This is a genomic window from Syntrophomonas wolfei subsp. methylbutyratica (assembly GCF_001570625.1).
In the GTDB taxonomy this organism is placed as follows: Bacteria; Bacillota; Syntrophomonadia; order Syntrophomonadales; family Syntrophomonadaceae; genus Syntrophomonas; species Syntrophomonas methylbutyratica.
Genome location: NZ_BBQT01000002.1, coordinates 179,570 through 197,762, shown reverse-complemented (window position 1 = coordinate 197,762; position 18,193 = coordinate 179,570). Strand labels below are relative to the sequence as shown.

Annotated in this window: 19 protein-coding genes and 1 pseudogene; 3 read left to right on the top strand and 17 right to left on the bottom strand. The window is 45.8% G+C overall.

The genetic code is table 11. From position 1 onward, the window contains the following. Nucleotides 1–7: 7 nt before the first annotated feature. From AWB54_RS02630 to AWB54_RS02585, 11 genes and pseudogenes are all read right to left on the bottom strand, one after another. Nucleotides 8–1,255: a serine hydroxymethyltransferase gene (locus tag AWB54_RS02630; protein WP_061213170.1), complete on the bottom strand. Its 1,248-nt coding sequence runs from the start codon at nt 1,253–1,255 to the stop codon at nt 8–10. 36 nt (nt 1,256–1,291) lie between these two features. Further along, nucleotides 1,292–1,714 (bottom strand): annotated as a pseudogene (gene rpiB / locus AWB54_RS16205) (ribose 5-phosphate isomerase B); the annotation flags it as partial. After that, a complete protein-coding gene (locus AWB54_RS02625) occupies nt 1,714–2,190 on the bottom strand; it encodes a low molecular weight protein arginine phosphatase (RefSeq protein WP_061213085.1) in 477 nt (158 codons plus the stop codon). The gene AWB54_RS02625 and the pseudogene rpiB, both read right to left, overlap by 1 nt. 16 nt (nt 2,191–2,206) lie before the next feature. Next, on the bottom strand, nt 2,207–2,794 hold the full coding sequence (locus tag AWB54_RS02620; protein WP_061213084.1) for a manganese efflux pump MntP: 588 nt from the start codon (nt 2,792–2,794) through the stop codon (nt 2,207–2,209). A 533-nt stretch (nt 2,795–3,327) separates the two neighbouring features. Then, entirely contained in the window at nt 3,328–4,338 is a 1,011-nt protein-coding gene (locus AWB54_RS02615) for an L-threonylcarbamoyladenylate synthase (protein WP_268873630.1), read from the bottom strand. 5 nt (nt 4,339–4,343) lie between these two features. Continuing rightward, nucleotides 4,344–5,192, bottom strand: a complete 849-nt coding sequence (gene prmC / locus AWB54_RS02610) for a peptide chain release factor N(5)-glutamine methyltransferase (protein ID WP_061213082.1) — start codon at nt 5,190–5,192, stop codon at nt 4,344–4,346. Further along, nucleotides 5,193–6,260, bottom strand: coding sequence for a peptide chain release factor 1 (gene prfA / locus AWB54_RS02605; protein ID WP_061213081.1), 1,068 nt, complete (start codon nt 6,258–6,260; stop codon nt 5,193–5,195). 33 nt (nt 6,261–6,293) lie between these two features. Continuing rightward, nucleotides 6,294–7,202 carry a DUF1385 domain-containing protein gene (locus AWB54_RS02600; RefSeq protein ID WP_061213080.1) on the bottom strand — a complete coding sequence of 303 codons (909 nt, stop codon included), beginning with the start codon at nt 7,200–7,202 and terminating at the stop codon, nt 6,294–6,296. A gap of 188 nt (nt 7,203–7,390) precedes the next feature. After that, complete coding sequence (gene rpmE / locus AWB54_RS02595) at nt 7,391–7,594, bottom strand: 50S ribosomal protein L31 (RefSeq protein WP_011641772.1); 204 nt, start codon at nt 7,592–7,594, stop codon at nt 7,391–7,393. A gap of 127 nt (nt 7,595–7,721) precedes the next feature. Continuing rightward, nucleotides 7,722–8,432 carry a LytR/AlgR family response regulator transcription factor gene (locus tag AWB54_RS02590; RefSeq protein WP_061213079.1) on the bottom strand — a complete coding sequence of 237 codons (711 nt, stop codon included), beginning with the start codon at nt 8,430–8,432 and terminating at the stop codon, nt 7,722–7,724. Between the two features lie 7 nt (nt 8,433–8,439). Continuing rightward, a complete protein-coding gene (locus AWB54_RS02585) occupies nt 8,440–9,810 on the bottom strand; it encodes an ATP-binding protein (RefSeq protein WP_061213078.1) in 1,371 nt (456 codons plus the stop codon). 328 nt (nt 9,811–10,138) lie between these two features. On the opposite strand from AWB54_RS02585, the gene AWB54_RS15590 reads away from it, so the two are divergent. From AWB54_RS15590 to AWB54_RS02570, 3 genes are read left to right on the top strand one after another with little or no spacing between them, the layout of a single operon-like run. Continuing rightward, complete coding sequence (locus AWB54_RS15590) at nt 10,139–10,417, top strand: SPFH domain-containing protein (RefSeq protein ID WP_061213077.1); 279 nt, start codon at nt 10,139–10,141, stop codon at nt 10,415–10,417. Continuing rightward, complete coding sequence (locus AWB54_RS15175; RefSeq protein WP_160328894.1) at nt 10,357–10,770, top strand: SPFH domain-containing protein; 414 nt, start codon at nt 10,357–10,359, stop codon at nt 10,768–10,770. The genes AWB54_RS15590 and AWB54_RS15175 overlap by 61 nt, the downstream gene beginning before the upstream one ends. Before the next feature lie 28 nt (nt 10,771–10,798). Further along, a complete protein-coding gene (locus tag AWB54_RS02570; RefSeq protein WP_061213075.1) occupies nt 10,799–11,248 on the top strand; it encodes an MOSC domain-containing protein in 450 nt (149 codons plus the stop codon). Nucleotides 11,249–11,288: 40 nt separating this feature from the next. Here the strand turns inward: AWB54_RS02570 and AWB54_RS02565 are convergent, their stop codons facing one another. The 6 genes from AWB54_RS02565 to fsa all read right to left on the bottom strand — a co-directional run bounded on the left by AWB54_RS02565 (nt 11,289) and on the right by fsa (nt 18,141). Beyond that, nucleotides 11,289–12,254, bottom strand: coding sequence for a 3'-5' exoribonuclease YhaM family protein (locus AWB54_RS02565; RefSeq protein WP_061213074.1), 966 nt, complete (start codon nt 12,252–12,254; stop codon nt 11,289–11,291). A 45-nt stretch (nt 12,255–12,299) separates the two neighbouring features. After that, nucleotides 12,300–13,613: a radical SAM protein gene (locus AWB54_RS02560; RefSeq protein WP_235811065.1), complete on the bottom strand. Its 1,314-nt coding sequence runs from the start codon at nt 13,611–13,613 to the stop codon at nt 12,300–12,302. Between the two features lie 202 nt (nt 13,614–13,815). After that, nucleotides 13,816–14,667, bottom strand: a complete 852-nt coding sequence (locus tag AWB54_RS02555; protein ID WP_061213072.1) for a peptidoglycan DD-metalloendopeptidase family protein — start codon at nt 14,665–14,667, stop codon at nt 13,816–13,818. Between the two features lie 90 nt (nt 14,668–14,757). Further along, entirely contained in the window at nt 14,758–16,035 is a 1,278-nt protein-coding gene (rho, locus tag AWB54_RS02550) for a transcription termination factor Rho (protein ID WP_061213071.1), read from the bottom strand. Between the two features lie 368 nt (nt 16,036–16,403). Next, the gene (glpX, locus tag AWB54_RS02545; RefSeq protein WP_061213070.1) at nt 16,404–17,390 is read right to left on the bottom strand and encodes a class II fructose-bisphosphatase; all 987 of its coding nucleotides are present in this window, start codon (nt 17,388–17,390) and stop codon (nt 16,404–16,406) included. A gap of 109 nt (nt 17,391–17,499) precedes the next feature. Further along, nucleotides 17,500–18,141 (bottom strand): fructose-6-phosphate aldolase, encoded by a 642-nt coding sequence (fsa, locus tag AWB54_RS02540; RefSeq protein WP_061213069.1) that lies wholly within the window; start codon nt 18,139–18,141, stop codon nt 17,500–17,502. Nucleotides 18,142–18,193 lie beyond the last annotated feature (52 nt).

Below are 18,193 nucleotides of genomic sequence, written 5' to 3'. Positions count from 1 at the left end.
ATTTCTCCTAGGCATACAGCGGATACTTATCACAAAGGGCTTTTACTATCCCCCGGGCTTCTTCCTTTACTTCCTCGCTATCATGCTTGTCCAGTACCAGAGTTATAGCACGGGCCAATTCCCTCATATCGTCTCCATTTAGCCCCCGGCTGGTAACCGCTGGCGTTCCTACCCGGATGCCACTGGTAACAGTGGGCTTCTCCGGATCAAAGGGAATGGCATTCTTGTTTACGGTAATATTTATGGATTCCAAAATAGCTTCGGCGTCGCGGCCGGTAAGTCCTTTAGGGCGAACATCCACTAACATGAGGTGATTGTCCGTTCCTCCCGATACCACACGTAAACCCTGCTCCATCAAAGCCTTTGCCAATATAGCGGCATTGTTGACAATACCCTGCTGATAGGCTTTAAATTCCGGTGTAAGAGCCTCTTTAAAGCAAACGGCCTTGGCTGCTATTACATGCATCAAAGGCCCTCCCTGTATACCGGGGAAAACCGCTTTGTCTATTTTGTTGGCCCACTCTTGCCGGCATAAAATAAATCCTCCCCGGGGTCCACGTAAAGTCTTGTGAGTAGTAGAGGATACAAAATCGGCATAGGGAACCGGGCTGGGATGAAGGCCTGCAGCCACCAGGCCAGCAATATGGGCCATATCCACAAAAAGAAGAGCCCCGGCTTCATCAGCAATATCCCGGAACTTTTTAAAATCCAAAATCCGAGGGTAAGCACTGGCTCCGGCCACAATCATTTGGGGACGCGCTTTTAGTGCTATTTCTCGTATCTCTTCATAATCAATTCTCTCTGTATCCCTGCTGACCCCATAGTCCACAATATTGAAATACTTCCCGGATATATTTACTTTACTGCCGTGAGTAAGATGTCCCCCGTGATTTAGATTCATACCCATTATGGTTTGTCCCGGCTGCAAGGCCGCGAAATATACCGCTGTATTAGCCTGGGCCCCAGAATGGGGTTGCACATTGGCATGTTCGGCTCCGAAAATCTTTTTTACCCTGTCCCGGGCCAGCTCTTCTGCTATGTCTACATATTCACAACCACCATAATACCTGGCCCCGGGTAAACCTTCGGCATATTTATTGGTCATCACCGAACCCTGAGCCGCCATAACAGCACGGGATACAAAGTTTTCCGAAGCAATTAACTCCAATTTGTTGTTTTGCCTGGCCTCTTCCTTTTCTATGGCTTCCGCCACTTCTGGATCTACCGGCTTGACATAATTCTGAATATAATCCATGCGACTTGACTCCTCCCTCAGGCATTTTTTTTCTAATCTGCTTATCTTTTCTACCCGGCGCAGGTGCCTACCTGCTTGAAATTCAGCTTTTATAAAACTTTTTACGATTTCTATGGCCAGGCCCCCTCCAGTTACCCGGGCACCCAGTGTCAATATATTGGCATCATTATGTTCCCGAGCCAGGCGGGCACTGTATATATTATGACATACCGCTGCTCTTATTCCCGGAATTTTATTGGCCGCTATGGCCACCCCAATCCCCGTTCCGCAAATCAAGAATCCCCGGGTCTTTTCCTGCAAGACCAGCCGGGCCACCTCTTCAGCTATGTCGGGATAATCCATCGATTCTTTACTAAAGGTTCCACAATCCATTATTTTATATTCTTCTTCCCTCAGGGCCTCGATAATCTCGTTCTTGAGTTCCAAGCCGGCATGATCACAGCCAATAATAAGCTTCATCATATTCCCCCTGCATTTTTTCGCTGGAGTATTACCTTTAAGACCTGCGGTAAAATAGTCTTTAGCTGCTGTAAAGTATCCAAATAAGCTTCCCGTCCCCTTCCAATAGGATCCATAATATCAATTTCTCCCATCCCCGCAAACTCAGCCAGAGAAAAGATAGATTCCCTTTTATGGGGGAAGGTCTCCTGTAAATAGTTGCGCTGGCTTATGGTCATAGAAAGAATCAAGTGAGCATCTTCCAATAATTCATCAGTGAGGGGAAGCGATAAATGCTGGGAAATATCTATTTCTTCCTGACGCAAAACTTCCAGCGCTTCAGGAGAAGCCGGACAATCCGGATAGGCAAAAATACCGGCTGAAAGCACTTCAAAGTCATACTGCAATTGCTTTTCCTTTAGAATTTTGGAGAAAAGAGCTTGTGCCATTGGGCTCCTGCAGGTATTACCGGTGCAGGCAAAGAGAATTCTTTTCATGCTTGCTTTCCTTCTCTCAAACCACAAACTTTACTGCCAGGGCCAGTAAAACTACTCCGCCCAGAATTTGGGCATAGCTTCCGGTTAAGCGACCCAGTACTCTTCCCCCGGCAAATCCAACCCAGCTCATAGTAGCTGCAATTAATCCCATCATTAACACCGTAATAAGAATGGGCATTTTTAAAGTACCCAAAGTAAAGCCAACTGTCAAGGCGTCAATGCTTACAGAAATTCCCAAAAGCAAGATGCCGGTCCAGCTATCGAGGGTGTTTTGCCTGTCACCGGCCAAAGCCTTTTTAGCCTCGGCAAACTTATATCTCTGGGGTTGAATCTCGGCGTAACCTTTGCGCAGCATTTGCCAACCCAAGTAGACCAGAACCAGGGCTCCCAGCCGGGTAGCCCACACTCCCAAAAACCTTCCTGCCACCATCCCCAGGCTTAAACCCAAAAGGGGCATTAAGACATGAAGAATACCCACTGTTAAAACAAATCTCATTTCATAGTTTCTTGAAACTCCGCGCAATCCCATTCCCATAGCCAAGGAGAGAGCATCCATCCCCAGAACAATTGCCACTACTATAATCGTAACCAATATTTCAATCATATTTTATAGCACTTAAGAATACTTTACCCCGGCTAATATACAGTGCTTACACCTTCTTTCAAAAATATCATAAACTGCGGCTCCAATGCAAAAACCCCTTTTGTTGCATAAGGGTTGTATAAATATACAAAGCGAGCGTAGGCGATGCATTGATACAACACTTAGGCTTTGGCGAGCAGGCCAAAGGGGGCGAGCGGTATATTTTATACAAGCCAATGAATACTAATAACTTTTTGACTCTACTGCAAAAACCCCTTTTTGTTGCATAGGGTTGCATAAATATGCAAAGCGAGCGTTGGCGAAGCATGGATGCTACACCCGGCGAAGACGAGCAGGCGAAAGGGGGCGAGCGACAGGATGTCGCGAGAGCGCCACCTCCCATGGACGGGAGATTGGCGCGGTACCCCTTGAGCCGCGAGACGAGCCGTTGGTGTTGCCCATGCGTAGACTGCGAGCGAAATATTTATGCAAGCAAATGCATAATTGCTACTTTTTGCAGCGGAATCCTTTTTGCATTAGAATCAAACTAATTATTAGAGAGAATTCCCAGCTGCCTGGTATATACGGTCAAGCATGACCCCGGCTATCCCGCCCGGCTTCTTGGGAAGGGGAGTGAAAAGCAACAATTCTATTTCTCTCTCCTCGGCTTCCCGCAAGAGAGAATAAAGCCGGTTAGTAGCAGTATTTAAGTCCAGGTCATATGATTGATACTGGGGATATCTATCTTTTAGTTTTTCCCAACGGGCATCATTTTTGTCGATATAAGGGTGAACTAGAACCAACTTTTTCTCCAATTGCTCTATACTGCTCAAGTAGTCGTCAATCTCTTCCCAGCTTGGGCCGAGCAGCAATTTAGATTTTATCTGATAATGAGGAAAGTTTTCCTGCTCCGGGTTATTAACCGTAATAGACATCCCCATGGCTTCTTCCAATTCCTCAACAGTGATACCTCCCTGGCGCAGTATCCGGCATCCTGGATTACTGAGATCTATAATAGTGGATTCCAGTCCCAAGCCAGTTGGCCCCGCATCCAAAATTGCCGCTATCTTTCCATCCAAATCAGCTTTCACATGCTCTGCCGTTACCGGACTGGGCCGGCCGGATAGATTGGCACTGGGGGCGGCCAAAGGACCTGCCTGGTCAATCAAAGCCAAAGCCACGGGGTGAGCCGGCATACGCAAACCCACGGTAGTTTTTCCACCCCGGACTATAGCCGGTACCGTTTCCCGGGCCGGCAGAATAATAGATAAAGGGCCGGGCCAAAAACGCTCCATGAGCATTTTGGCGGCAGGAGGAATCTCTTTGGCCACACTTTCCGCCTGTTCCATACAACTCAGGTGAAGGAGCAGAGGATTGTTTTCCGCTCTCCCCTTGGCCGCAAATATTTTTTCCACTGCCTGGCTTTGAAAGGCCGCCGCCCCCAGACCATAGACCGTTTCGGTCGGAAAAGCCACCAGTTCCTGAGCCTTAATTAAACTGGCTGCCTGCATAATTATTTCCTTTTCCGGACAGGCAGGATTTACTTGCCAATACTGGGTTTCCAGCCTTATTACCCCCTTCTGGATTTTATCAGGCGGTCCCTGCCTGCCAGATCCTTAATTATTTCTGTTTCTCCCCAACCTTGCATCATTTCCCGGGCCCTGCTCCCCTGCTCATGGCCAATCTCCAGCAAAAGATAAGCTCCGGAAACCAGCAAGGTATAGGCCTGGGGCAACAAACGCCGGTAAAGCTCCAGGCCATCACCTGGAGCCAGCAAAGCCGGTGAGGGCTCGTAATCTTTTACCCCTGAATCCAGCATCAAAAATTCTTCCTTGCTTATATATGGTAAATTAGCAACGATTATATCATAAGGTTCTTCTTTTAAAAAAGGAGAAAGCAAATCACCCTGGTAAAAAGTTATGGCAACACTATGCCGTAATGCATTCTCGCGGGCTTTTTCCAGAGCTTCAGCCGATATATCTGTAGCATAAACTTGGGCTGTGGGGAGATAAAAAGCCAGGCTTACCGCAATGGCTCCGGAACCGGTCCCTACATCGCAGATACGCAACCCTTCTTTTGCCCGGGCTATTTCCAGGGCTTCTTCCACCAGCAACTCCGTTTCCGGGCGGGGGATCAGTACCGCCTGGTTAAGCTTGAATTCAAGGGACATAAACTCCTTATATCCTACAATATAGGCTAATGGTTCGCCCTTTATTCGTCTTTTAATCAGTTCACGAAATTGCTGCCTTTCTTCCTGGTTAACCGGCTGGTCATAATGAGTATATAAATAAACCCGGTTCTGCAACAAAACATGGGCCAGCAAAACTTCCGCCTCCAGGCGGGGTTCTGCCAGGCCCCGATCCGCAAAAAACCGGGTGGTCCAGTCTATTAATTCTTTTATTAACCACTGTTGCTGCACTCAATCCACCTGTTTCAAACGCTCAGCCTGGTAATGAGCTATAAGAGCATTTATTATTTCCTCCAGACGCCCCTCCAGTACCGACTCCAAGCGGTGCAAAGTCAAATTAATGCGATGATCGCTAACCCGGCCCTGGGGAAAATTATAGGTGCGTATGCGTTCACTGCGATCGCCGCTGCCTACCTGGCTCTTGCGGTTACCTGCCATCTCCGCATTTTTCTCCTCCTCCAGAAGTTCTTTCAACCTCGCCCGCAAAACCCGCAGGGCTTTAGCCTTATTCTTATGCTGGGATTTCTCATCCTGACAGGTTACCACTTCACCCGTGGGAATATGCGTTATCCTGACGGCTGATTGGGTGGTATTAACCGATTGTCCCCCGGGACCACTGGAACAATAAACATCTATGCGTAAATCATTAGGGTCAATGGCTAGTTCGACTTCTTCGGCCTCGGGCAAAACAGCCACTGTTGCTGCTGAAGTATGAATCCTCCCCCCGGATTCCGTCACTGGTATCCGCTGCACCCGGTGAACTCCGGATTCAAATTTCAACTTGCTGTAGGCTCCCCGCCCATCAACTACAAAAACTATTTCCTTAATGCCTCCGATATCGGTGTAATGAGTGTCCATTATCTCTATTTTCCAGCCTTGCTCTTCAGCATAACGGCTGTACATGCGAAAAAGATCACCGGCAAAAAGGGCGGCTTCCTCCCCGCCGGTACCGGCTCTAATTTCCATGATTACGCTTTTTTCATCATTGGGATCCTGTGGCAGCAAGAGTATTCTCAATTCCTGTTCGAGGGAAGCTTTTTTCTCCTGCAGTTCAGGAATTTCATCCGTCAGCATCTGGCGAAATTCCTCATCCTCTTCCTCAGCCAGCATCTCTTTGGAATCCTCCAGTTGCCGGGATAGTGATTTATACTCGCGGTACATAATTACAATATCACTGAGATCAGAGTGGGCTTTGGCCAACTTTTGAAACCTGGCCTGGTCGGAAAGAACCTCAGGCTGGCTCAAGAGATGGGTTAGTTCATCATATTTTTCTTCCAGACTATCCAATTTTTCCAGCAAGTTTTTTCCTCCTCGATTCTTTCACTTCTGATGTTACTGTAAAGCCAGTTCCGGTTCCAGATCTGGCTTCAACGCAGCTTTCTCTTCAGACAGAACCGCCTTGAGGGCTGCTATAGCGACTTCCAGCATGCCATCATCCGGCTCCCGGGTGGTTAAGCTCTGTAAAAGCAAGCCGGGGGCAATCAAAATCCTGGCCCAACGGCGCTTATAGTGCTTGCCGGTGAACTTGAGAAACTCATATCCCAAGCCCGCAACTACCGGAAGAACTGCCAACCTCGACCATATCCGGTAGAAAAGGCTTCCTTCCCCCAGCAATGCAAAAACAAGAATAGAAATTACCATTACAATAAGCAAGAAACTGGTTCCGCAACGGGGATGCACGGTGGTATATTTCCGTACATTTTTTACGCTCAGTTCTTCCCCGGCTTCATAGGCGGAAATGGACTTGTGCTCGGCCCCATGATACATAAAGACCCGGGCTATATCCTCCATTTTGGATATAGCATAAACATATAGCAGAAAAAAAGCGATTCTGATTATGCCTTCGATAACGTTCTGCAGCAGTATTCCCCCGACATATTGCTGGGTGTAATGCACTATTGCCGTGGGCAGAATCACAAATAGTAAAACGGCCAGAGCAAAAGCAATCAGACCGCTGACCAGCATCTCTCCTGAACTGAGTTCTTCTTCATCTTCTCCCAGGGACATATTGGCGGACTTGTTCAGCATCCTGATTCCCACCGCCATAGAATCTATAAGTACATAAGTCCCCCGGATGAAGGGCCATTTTAAAAAGGGGTACCGGCGGGGAAGCTGGCTGTTGGCTTCTTGATCCAGCTCAATGCTGCCGTCTTCTTTTCTAACGGCTATGGAAGTAAGTTCCGGGCCTCGCATCATAACCCCTTCTATAACGGCCATGCCCCCATATTGAAACTTGCTCATTTTAACCTCCATCTCGCCACAAAAGCGGCGAGATAAATAGTAATAAAAAAGTATTTTTCACGCTATCGCCTTGTCCCGGTAATTAGTAAGGCGTAAAGTGTGAGGTGGCTGATATATTATGACCCATTCACCTTACACCCAACGCCTTAGAAATAAAGAGCAGAGACCAGCGTCCCTGCCAATATGCACTAACTCAAACCGTATTTTTTCTTAAACCTGTCAACTCTCCCGGTGGTGTCAACCAACCGACCCTTGGCTCCGGTATAAAAAGGATGACACTTGGAGCATATTTCCACCCGTATGTTTTCACTGGTAGAGCCTACTTCAAATTCATTGCCACATGCGCACCTGGCTTTGGCCTGATGGTACTTGGGATGTATTTTTGCTTTCATTAGATTCACCTCTCTTCAACCTGGTTAGCTGCAGTTAAAAGCTATATAGGTCAATGAACTGCAAAAAAAATTATATCAAGAATATGATTAAAAGACAAGGAGATATAGAAACGAAGTGAAAAATTATCTATAATCCCATTTGTCTCTTGTATTCCGGATATTTATAACGGCTCATCAAGGCTTTCTGGTCATAACCATAAAACTCGATTTCATAAGAGCGGTCAAATATTCCCCGGGTCTGTTTTATCTGCTTCAGGTTAACAATAAAGGATTTGTGTACCCTGAGGAAATTGCGGTCAAGCATCATCTCGAATTCAGCCAGGGATAAATAGCTTTCAAAAATACCTTCTTTGGTATGAATAAAAGATAGGTTGTTCTGAATCTCAATAAAAATAATATCACCTGGCTTTATGTGATATATTTCGTTTTTGTGCTTTACTACCAGGATATCGTAATCCAATCTATCGTTTTGCTTGGTTTTTTCGGCTATCTCCTCTATTAATTCCCTGAATCTGGCCACCTTTATGGGTTTTAAAATATAACTATAGGGATGCACCTCAAAGGAATCAATGGCATATTTGGAATAGGCAGTTATAAAAACCATATAAGCTTCTTTATTAAAGCTATAGATATTCCGTGCCACCTGCAAGCCATTTAAATCGCTCTTATCCAGCTCAATATCCAACAAAATAAGTTCGGGCCGGTTTTCTTGGGCCAGAGCAATAGCTTCTTCGCCGCTGGCAGTTTCCATAATCTCTCTTACCACCGGAATCTCTTTCAGTAGTTGTCGAATAAAATCCCGGTTGTATTCTTCATCTTCGAGAAGTAAAACCTTCAAGGAATCATCAACCCCCGGTCATCCAGCGCTCCAAGCTGCTATAGCTTTTACCGGCAGCTTTATTGCTGCCTTTATCAGCTAATCTTACGATTATACTGGTTTGTCCCTTGCTCGTAACTTCGATCGTCCCCTGGTAGCGCTCCAGCAGCCTGCTGACCAGGTAGAGTCCGTAACCCCGGGCCGGAGAATCCTTATTGGTATAGCCCGGTTCAAATATCCTTTGTTTCTCAGCGGCGGAAATCCTGGTCCCGTTATTTTGAATATAAATTACATAATGCGGGAATTCATATTTGAATTCTATCGCTACCCGGGGTTTGCCTTTGTCCTCCAGGGCTGCTTCCATTGCATTATCCAGGAGGTTGCCCAATATGCTGCATAAATCCCAGGGGGGGATGGGTATCCCCGCCGGGTCACATTTCACTGCTACTGCCAACTCTATACCCTGGGATTCGGCAAAACTGCGTTTGCTGTTTAGCAATCCGGTAAGCACCGGGTGAGTCGTATAAAGGACTTCTTCCATATGCCAGTATTCTTCGGCGATTCCTTCAATGTATTCTTTGATTTCCTGATAGCGCTTTAAATAAACCAGGGACTGTATAGCCTGAATATGCCGGCTGTATTCGTGCTTTTGGGTCTGTAGGACCTTTAATAGCAGCTCCACCTGTTGCAGATGACTCTTTAATAGTTGGACCCTTTGACTGTTACGGCTGTTTTCCTCCAATTGTTTTATGGCTGCTATGCTCAATAAAGCTACCAGCAATATGGCCATGTTCGCCCAGGGAACGATAACAGCAATATTGAAGCGTTGTTGATTAACCAGCAGAGCAGCACCGATCAAGACCAGCAAAAAGCTCTGCAATAGTATGACCGCAATAATAAATACCCCATGATTAACCGGTTTTTGGACTTCCCCGGCTCTTTTCAAATCAAAAAGGACAAAGCTGCGGTAACGGATAAAGGCATATAAAAGCAAGCCAATAAGGAATTCGGGCAGGAATGCGGCTATATTAAACCAGGGTTGTTCCGCCAGGTCCATCACAGTCCTGGAAGTAAACTGTAATAATAGCGGCAAATAGGCATTTTCAATTACACCTAATATCATAACTCCCAGTAAAACTGCAACCAAACTTCGCCAAAAATCAATCCGCTGCAAAACTACTACCAGGATAGTCAATAAGATAACCAGTATTATCGTATGAATTCCAAACATCAAAGGCAGCTTTCTCAAAAAGTAAGTAACCACCGACACTATAAGCGTAGCCAGCAAACACTGGCGGGTATTCACCTGCAAATTGAACAAGCCAAAGCCAATTTTTATTATCAAGATGGTTTGTGGTACGGCGATAAGAACAATAGCATACCAGGGTACAGAATACATATCTCGCCTCCCCTGTAATAAAAAGTCATATGACCCCCACGTCCGCTACCTTTTTAAGCATCGGAAGAAACTGCGGAGCAGTTTCAGCACACCGCTGCAACGAGGCGGGCGATTAGAATCCGCCGCCTGTTTTGTTAATAGGAACCGACCGCTTAGCAGGGGACATATTTCATCTCGTTATTAGACTTCTATTCTTTCCAGCTACTCTCCTCTCTTAAAAACGGGCATTCGCCAATAAAAAACGGGCATTCGCCAATTTTAGCAGGAAATGTTAAATAAAACGTGAAATTTTGTTATTTGGGCAATACCATGAAAGGATAGCTTTCTTTTGTATATTTTGCTGGAAATAAATCTCTCTAAAAAACATTTAAAATGGGGACTCTCCTTCCTTTTCTTGCTGTTATTCTTGCTTTTACTGCGCCCACTGGTAGCTGTACCGGTCGGCTATGTAGGCATCATTCTCGAACATGGAAAGGTACAGAAAACAGTTATGGAAGAAGGCCTTCATTTGCGGGTTCCCGGATACCAGGAGATAGTCTATCTGGATTGCCGGGTTCATTCTTTGGAAATGCAAGCTTTGGCAGCAGCCGGGATCTGCAAACAGTGAACGCTGCCATCTCACTGTACTACCATGTCGACCCTTCCCACGCAGGGGAACTTTATCAGAAGGAAGGCATATCCTTCGAGGATAACTTGATAGCTCCTATCATACAGGAATCCTTACAAGCAGTAAGCGCTTGCTACTCCAGTCGGGAATTACTTGCCCACTATCCGCAGGTGGTTGCTCAAAGCTCTAAAATTATTACCCGCAGACTGGCGGAATCCCATATCATTGTAGATAGATTCAATATCACGAGCCTGGTTTTCACTTCTCCAGCAATTCTTAGCCAGCTTCTAACTAACAGTGATTGCAGTCAAAATATTGGAGAATTTGCTCCACTTGATGTAATATTCTTGTAGAGCATATTAAACAGGAGGCAATATAGTAATGAATGGAGAAGTTTTAGCAGTAAATATTTCGGAAAAACGAGGAGAAAAAAAGCATGATATCGGTGAAGCCTATCTCCAGGCAGATTTGGGAATTGAAGTAGACGCCCATAAGGGAAGCTGGCATCGCCAGGTCAGCCTCTTATCTCTCTCCAGCTTTGAAAAAATGCGGGCACTGGGTGCTGATGTATATTATGGCGATTTTGCAGAAAATATATCCATAGGTGGATTAGATGTGGTTGCCCTACCTATAGGTACCCGTATTAGATTGGGCGAAGCCCTGTTGGAAGTTACTCAAATCGGTAAAGAGTGTCATAATAACGCTTGTGCTATAAAAAAACAGGTCGGCTCCTGTATCATGCCGGTGGAAGGTATATTTTGCCGCGTCCTGGAATCAGGATATGTAAGAACCGGAGACCAGGTTAAAGTCGACGATGAATCCGTGGTATAGCGTAGAGAATTTCTGCGAAGCCAGGTATAATCCCCTTATCCTAATAACGGTAGGTAAAGAAATGCTGCCCATAGAAGCTGTCATATTTACTAAAATACTTATCATCACTGTCATCTTCTTCAATTTTATTCTGGAATACATAGATTCTGGCATCCAGGTTATCCATGGCATAGAGAATATAAGCTTCCGTAAATAAGGGAAGCACCGGGGAGCCAAATTCCAGGCTGCCATGATGGCTGACCAGCAGGTGCTTGAGCATCCATTCCAGTTCCGCCGGAAACTCTATGCCTTCATTTTTCATATCTTTAATTTTGTCAGCCACCAGTTCACTGCCCAGGACTATATGTCCCAGTAACCTGCCCTCCGCGGTATAGTTGGGGGCAACATCCATCTCGAATTCTGAAAGCTTCCCAATATCGTGCAATAATGCTCCGGTGAGCAAAAGATCTCTATTAATATCCAGGTAAGATTCGGCCACTTTGTTACATAAACCAGCCACTGACAGAGAATGCTCCAGCAGACCGCCATAATAATTGTGATGAATCTTTTTGGCTGCCGGGGCCTGGAAAAATCTCTTGCGAATCTCCGGATTGAATACCCGCTGTAATAATTCCTTTAAGTAGGGATCTGTGATGGATTGCAGAGTTTGTTCAAACTCCCCTATCAACTCTTCCAGGCTAACTTCCGGCTTCCTCAAATATGGCCCGGCTTCCTCCTCCAGTATCTTTATTCTCTTTGCGGTTACCTGTTGCCGCTGGTTGTATGTTCCTATATCCCCTAATAAGCCAATTACCACCCCGGGCTCTAACTGGCCATTGACCGTGCAACTATCCCATACAATGGAGTATATTTCGCCGGTGGAATCACCTATTCTCAGGTCAATTATCTCTCGTCCATCTCTGGTCTTTCTAAGGTTTTTACCTAGTATTAGATATTTACCCCAGAACTGGGTGCCTGGGGATAGATTTTTTAATTCCCTAACCGTATATGGTCCTTTCTTTTCCAATCCTTCTTTCCTCCCTCTTACCCCCTGACTCTTACTCCTAATCCCCTACTTACGATGAACCGTATGAGTATATGAGCCTATTCTTACTCCGGGAAGTTCCCTTTCCAGTAGTTTTATAAAATTGCTTATGCCTAAAACCGGACTCTTTCCTGGAAAGATCCGCATTAGGAATTCGGGATCTATATTTAAGTTGCGTAATTGAATCATGTCCACCTGGTTCTTGCGAACAAATTCCACCAAGGCTTCGACTTCTTCCATACGATCAGTAAATCCAGGAAAGGTTAATAGATTTAAAGATATCTTTACCCCATGTTCCCGGGCATAGGCGATGGAGTATTCTACATCAGCCAGGCTGTAGTCCTGCGGGCAATGATAAGCTATGTAGTTTTCTTCTATAGCTGAAAAAATAGTAACCCGCATAGAATCCATTCCGGCATCAGTCATCAACTTAACCCCTTCACAATAACCGGCATTGGTATTCATGTTGATGGTTCCCTGTGAACAAAGATTTCGTATCCGGTGGATGGCCTGGGATAACCTTTTCCCATTTAAGGCCGGCTCACCTTCACATCCCTGTCCGAAACTAATGATAGCATCCCGTGCCTTCAAAAGATGCTCACTGGCCACTTCAACAATCTCTTGCACCGTAGGGACAAAGTCCAGACGGTTTTGCGGCGATGCGGTGCCACAATGGTCTTCGGATATACAAGCGATGCAGGCGGCATTACAGGCTTTCATACTTGGAATACCACCCTCCCAGCGTTGGTAGAAAATATTCTGGGCGGTAAAACAGCCATATTCCAGGGAACAGCGGGCTAATTGACGCAATATCAGGTTCCCGGGATATTTTCTCAGCATGTAGTTTATCTTTACCGGTAGTCTTTCCGTATTATAATAATGTGGATGCCATTTGCGGTGTTCATCACTTTGTACGGCCGCGACATAGATTTTTCCTTCTTTAAGCGCTACTGCAGCATAACCCAGGAGGGGGAGAAGGGCTTCCCCGGAACTACCCACACAAGCCGGCAGGAGGGTACGGGTGAAACCCTGGGGGAGAAGGGCTGCAACAGCGTAAGCCCGCTGTCCGGAGGCCAGCGGGTCATATTCAAAATACGCCAGCCGCTCTTTCATGTCCAATCCTACCGGGATGTTCCCCGGTATTCTTACCAATGACGACCCCCGGGGTAAAGGCATCATTTCACTGGCCTCAGGCAACAGCCATTCATTACCGCTGCGTCCCAGCATGAGTACGTTGGGATGATCCAAAACCTCTCCCTTTTCATTGGCATAAAGACTAAGATACATCTTAACCCCCATAAAGAAAAATACCGGACGATAAAATCCACTCGTTAACTCCACTGCAAAAACCCCTATTTTATATAAGGGTTGTATAAATATACAAGCGAGCGGTGGAGAAGCATGGATGCAGCACCCTGCGGGTACTCCTGATGTTCCATCCTTCGGATGTCACTATTAAGGTTGACGACATTATTTTATATTACCAGCGTACCTCAAATCAAGGAATAAAAAAAGCCCCCTACGAAGGGAGCTTTAAGTACAATTATCTGAGTAATTGCAGGGGATTAATGGTTTCATCGCCTGCCCTTATTTCAAAGTGCAGGTGTGGCCCGGTTGTCCTACCGCTGGTACCAACAGTGCCTATTATTTTACCCCGCTTTACTTCTTGCCCCTTTTTTACATAAATCTTTTCCAGGTGGGCATAAACCGTCTTTTTGCCGTCTCCATGCTCCAGGATAATAGTTTGTCCATATATAGGCTGGCAACCGGCCTGCTCAACATTGCCATTGGCGGCCGCCCGGATAGGATCACCCACCTTCCCGGCTATGTCCAGGCCATGATGAAACCCGGATTTACGCCATCCATAAGCTGAGGTAATGGTACCCATAATAGGCCAGCTAAATAAGCCGCTTCCCCGGGTAAGCCCGCGTGAAGGAGTGTTGGTCGAAGCAATTGGTCTAGCTCTTGCCGGAAGACTAAGCCGCTCACCTACCTGTAGTTTATCAGCTTGTTTATCTCTATTGAGTCGCTGCAATTCGTCCAGCCTAATCCCATAGTTGCTGGCAATCTGCCAGAGGGTTTCACCTCTTTTTACAATATGCACGCAGGCATTAGTACCAGGTATTTGTAAGAGCTTTCCCACTGTTAAAATACTCTTCTCATCCAGGCGGTTAATCATCATGAGGGTTTCCATATTGACCCCATAATAGCGGGCGATAGCCCACAGAGTATCGCCTTTTTGAATTCGGTAGGTAATTTCCTGGCTAACCCCGTTGGGAGCCTGGTTTTTTAAACAGGGAGTAAATCTCCCCTCACAAATACTGGCCCAAGACATATTTACAGTGGACATGAGCATACAAGCACTCAAGAGCAGTGAAACCCAAATCCTTTTCACTGGTATTTTCACCTCATTTCCAAAAGAAAAAATAAGGGCCTGTTGACCCTTATTCTTAACCTTATTAAAGAGGATTATTCATTTTTTAGATTAATAGGCGCTTCTTGCATGCTCTTTGCGTCCAAATACCAGCGGAGCAGCGCGCAAGAGGTCCTTATTGGATTTGGTTTTTTTCATAGTATCAATCATTAGCTGCATACTCTCTATCTGATTATAATCGCTAAAAGCGTTGCGTAGATTCCAGGTTAGTTCCATTTCCTCATTATTCAGCAACAGTTCTTCTTTCCTGGTTCCAGAACGTTTAAGATCGATGGCGGGAAATATTCTGCGCTCGGACAATTTTCGATCCAATACCAATTCCATATTGCCCCGACCTTTAAACTCTTCGAAAATGACTTCATCCATGCGAGATCCGGTTTCAATCAAAGCGGTAGCGATAATGGTCAGGCTTCCACCTTCCTCAATATTGCGCGCAGCACCAAAAAAGCGTTTAGGTTTGTCCAAGGATGCCGGATCTATCCCCCCGGATAGTGTTCTTCCGCTCGGTGGCACCACCAGGTTATGAGCCCGGGCCATACGCGTAACACTATCCATCAGAATAACTACATCTTTTTTATGTTCTACCAGCCTTTTGGCCCTCTCTAATACCATATCGGTGACTTTAACATGGTTTTCCGGGGGTTCGTCAAAGGTTGAGGCTACCACTTCAGCCTTGGTGGAACGCTGCATGTCGGTTACTTCTTCCGGTCTTTCATCCACCAGCAGGATAATAAGCTCAATATCCGGATAATTCGCACTTATCCCCTGAGCAATCTTTTGTAAAAGAATGGTCTTTCCCGCCTTGGGTGGTGCTACTATCAGGCCTCTTTGGCCTTTGCCGATGGGGGCCACCAGGTCAATTATACGGGTGGGCAGCTCGTGAGGTACGGTCTCCAGGGTCAGTTTCTCCGTAGGATACAGGGGGGTTAGGGCATCAAAATGTATCCTCTTAACTGACTCTTCCGGAGGAAAGCCATTAACATCTTCCACTTTTAAAAGAGCAAAAAATCTTTCGTTATCCTTGGGCGATCTTACCTGTCCCCCGACCCGATCCCCCGTTTTTAATTCAAACTTTCTGATTTGAGACGGAGATACATAGATGTCCTCCTGGCTGGGCAGGTAAGCGAATGGCCTTAAAAATCCATATCCATCGGGCATTATTTCCAGTACTCCCTGGGCCTGAAGTAATTGGTCAGCATGGGTCAGGGCTTTGGTTATTTCGAAAACCAGTTCCTTTTTGCGGAGCTTGGAATAGCCTGCCAGGTTTAAATCCCTGGCAACCTGGTATAGCTCCAGCATGGTTTTGTTCTCCAGCTCTGAGATATTCAATTTTTCCCTCCTTATCTAATAATCCTTTTCATAATGATAAAATTCTGGGCAAACCGGCAACCGAAGTAAAGATACTCCTGTATGCTGCGATGTAATTGAAGATTATTAAACTTTAACAAGCACTAAACTATACTTCCTTGAATGCTCTTTTTTTGAAGGCTAGCATGTGGGAATAGAACTGCCAGTGAACTTCCTAAAGTGAAATCCTATATTTATTATACCAGTATTAATGCTATTTAATCATTACTTTCCTGAGAAAACTAGTATTTTTCCTACTGGAAATTTCATTTAACAGAAAAGACTTTGAGAATTGCTAATGTGCCCACCGGGCATCACTTAGATTACAGAGCAATATCTTAGATTAAGTCCTAGTCCATCTTTAACTGTATACGCTGATCTTTAAATAAAGGTTTCTTATCCAGGTGATGATTGGCTTCTATATGCCTGATTGTGCCGGATAGACTTCTCATTACCAGCGTCTGGGTAACCGCCCGCCGTTTAAAATAACGTACCCCTTTTAATAGAAATGAATCAGTAATGCCCGTGGCGGCGAATATTACATCCTCTGACTGAACCATTTCATCTATGGTAAAAATCTTATTAATATCGTTTATGCCCATCTTATGACAGCGGGCAATTTCATCCTCATCCTCCGGATAGAGGCGGGCTTGAAAATCGCCCCCCAAACACTTCAAGGCTGCCGCGGTAATGACCCCTTCGGGAGCACCCCCAATACCCAATACTATATCTACCCCGGATTCGGGATAAGCCGCCGCCACGGCTGGAGATACATCCCCGTCAGTAATCAACTTGATACGCGCCCCTACCCGCCTTACTTCTTCAATTATGTGCTGGTGCCGCTCACGCTCTAAAACCACTACGGTGACTTCACTTATCAGTTTGTTCAAACTCCGGGCCACTTCCCAGAGGTTTTCTTTTATGGATGCATCCAAATGTACCCGGCCTTTGCATTCCGGACCCACAGCAATTTTATCCATATACATGTCCGGTGCATGAAGAAGGGTTCCCCGGGGTCCAATAGCCAGTACGGCAATAGCCCCGGTAAGACCCTTGGCCACGATATTGGTACCTTCAAGGGGGTCTACCGCAATATCTACCAGGGGAGGAACACCTATACCTACTCTTTCCCCGATATAGAGCATGGGGGCTTCATCCATTTCTCCTTCCCCGATAACCACTACGCCGTCAACCGACACCGTATCAAACATGACTCTCATAGCAGTTACAGCTGCGTCATCTGCTGCCTCTTTATCTCCTTTACCGACCCATCGTGCAGCGGCCAGAGCTGCAGCCTCTGTAACCCGGGCAAACTCCAGAGCCAATTCCCTCTCCAAGAAAAACCCTCCCTGTTTTATTTCCCCTTTGGCAATGCACCCAAAAAACTAAAGGAATAATAGTTCTGTTCAGCTGAACTATATTTTAAAGCCCCAAAACAATCCTCTCTTAAAAAGCCTTTTTCCAATCACTCATAAATTTTTCTATACCAGCATCAGTAAGTGGATGCTTTACCATCTGTTTGATTACCTGGTAGGGTACGGTGGCTATATTGGAACCAATTTTGGCGGATGCCACAACATGCATGGGATGCCGGATGCTGGCCGCAATCACCTCGGTTTCCACCATATACTGGTCAAAAATCTGCACAATATCATCCAATAATGTAAGCCCATCGTTTCCGGTATCATCGACCCGGCCAATAAAAGGACTAACATAGCTAGCTCCGGCTCTGGCTGCCAATAGAGCCTGGTTGGCTGAAAATACCAGGGTGGCATTGGTAGCAATACCTTTTTGCTTTAGGGCATGGATTGCTTTCAGTCCCTCTTCGCAAAGGGGTATTTTAATCACAACATTGGGATGAATTGACGCCAATTCCTCTCCCTCTTGTACCATCGCCTGATAATCAAGCGCTATTACTTCCGCACTTATCGGTCCGTCCACCAGCATGGATATCTCCCGGATCAATCCTTTGTAGTCCTTTTTTTCTTTAGCTACCAGACTGGGATTGGTGGTTACTCCCGCCAGAAAACCCATGCTGTTTATCTCTTTTATCTCTTCAATGTTAGCAGAATCAATAAAAATCCGCAAAAACATCCTCCTTTCTGATTTACTTGGGCCAATACTTGCCGTCACCGCATTA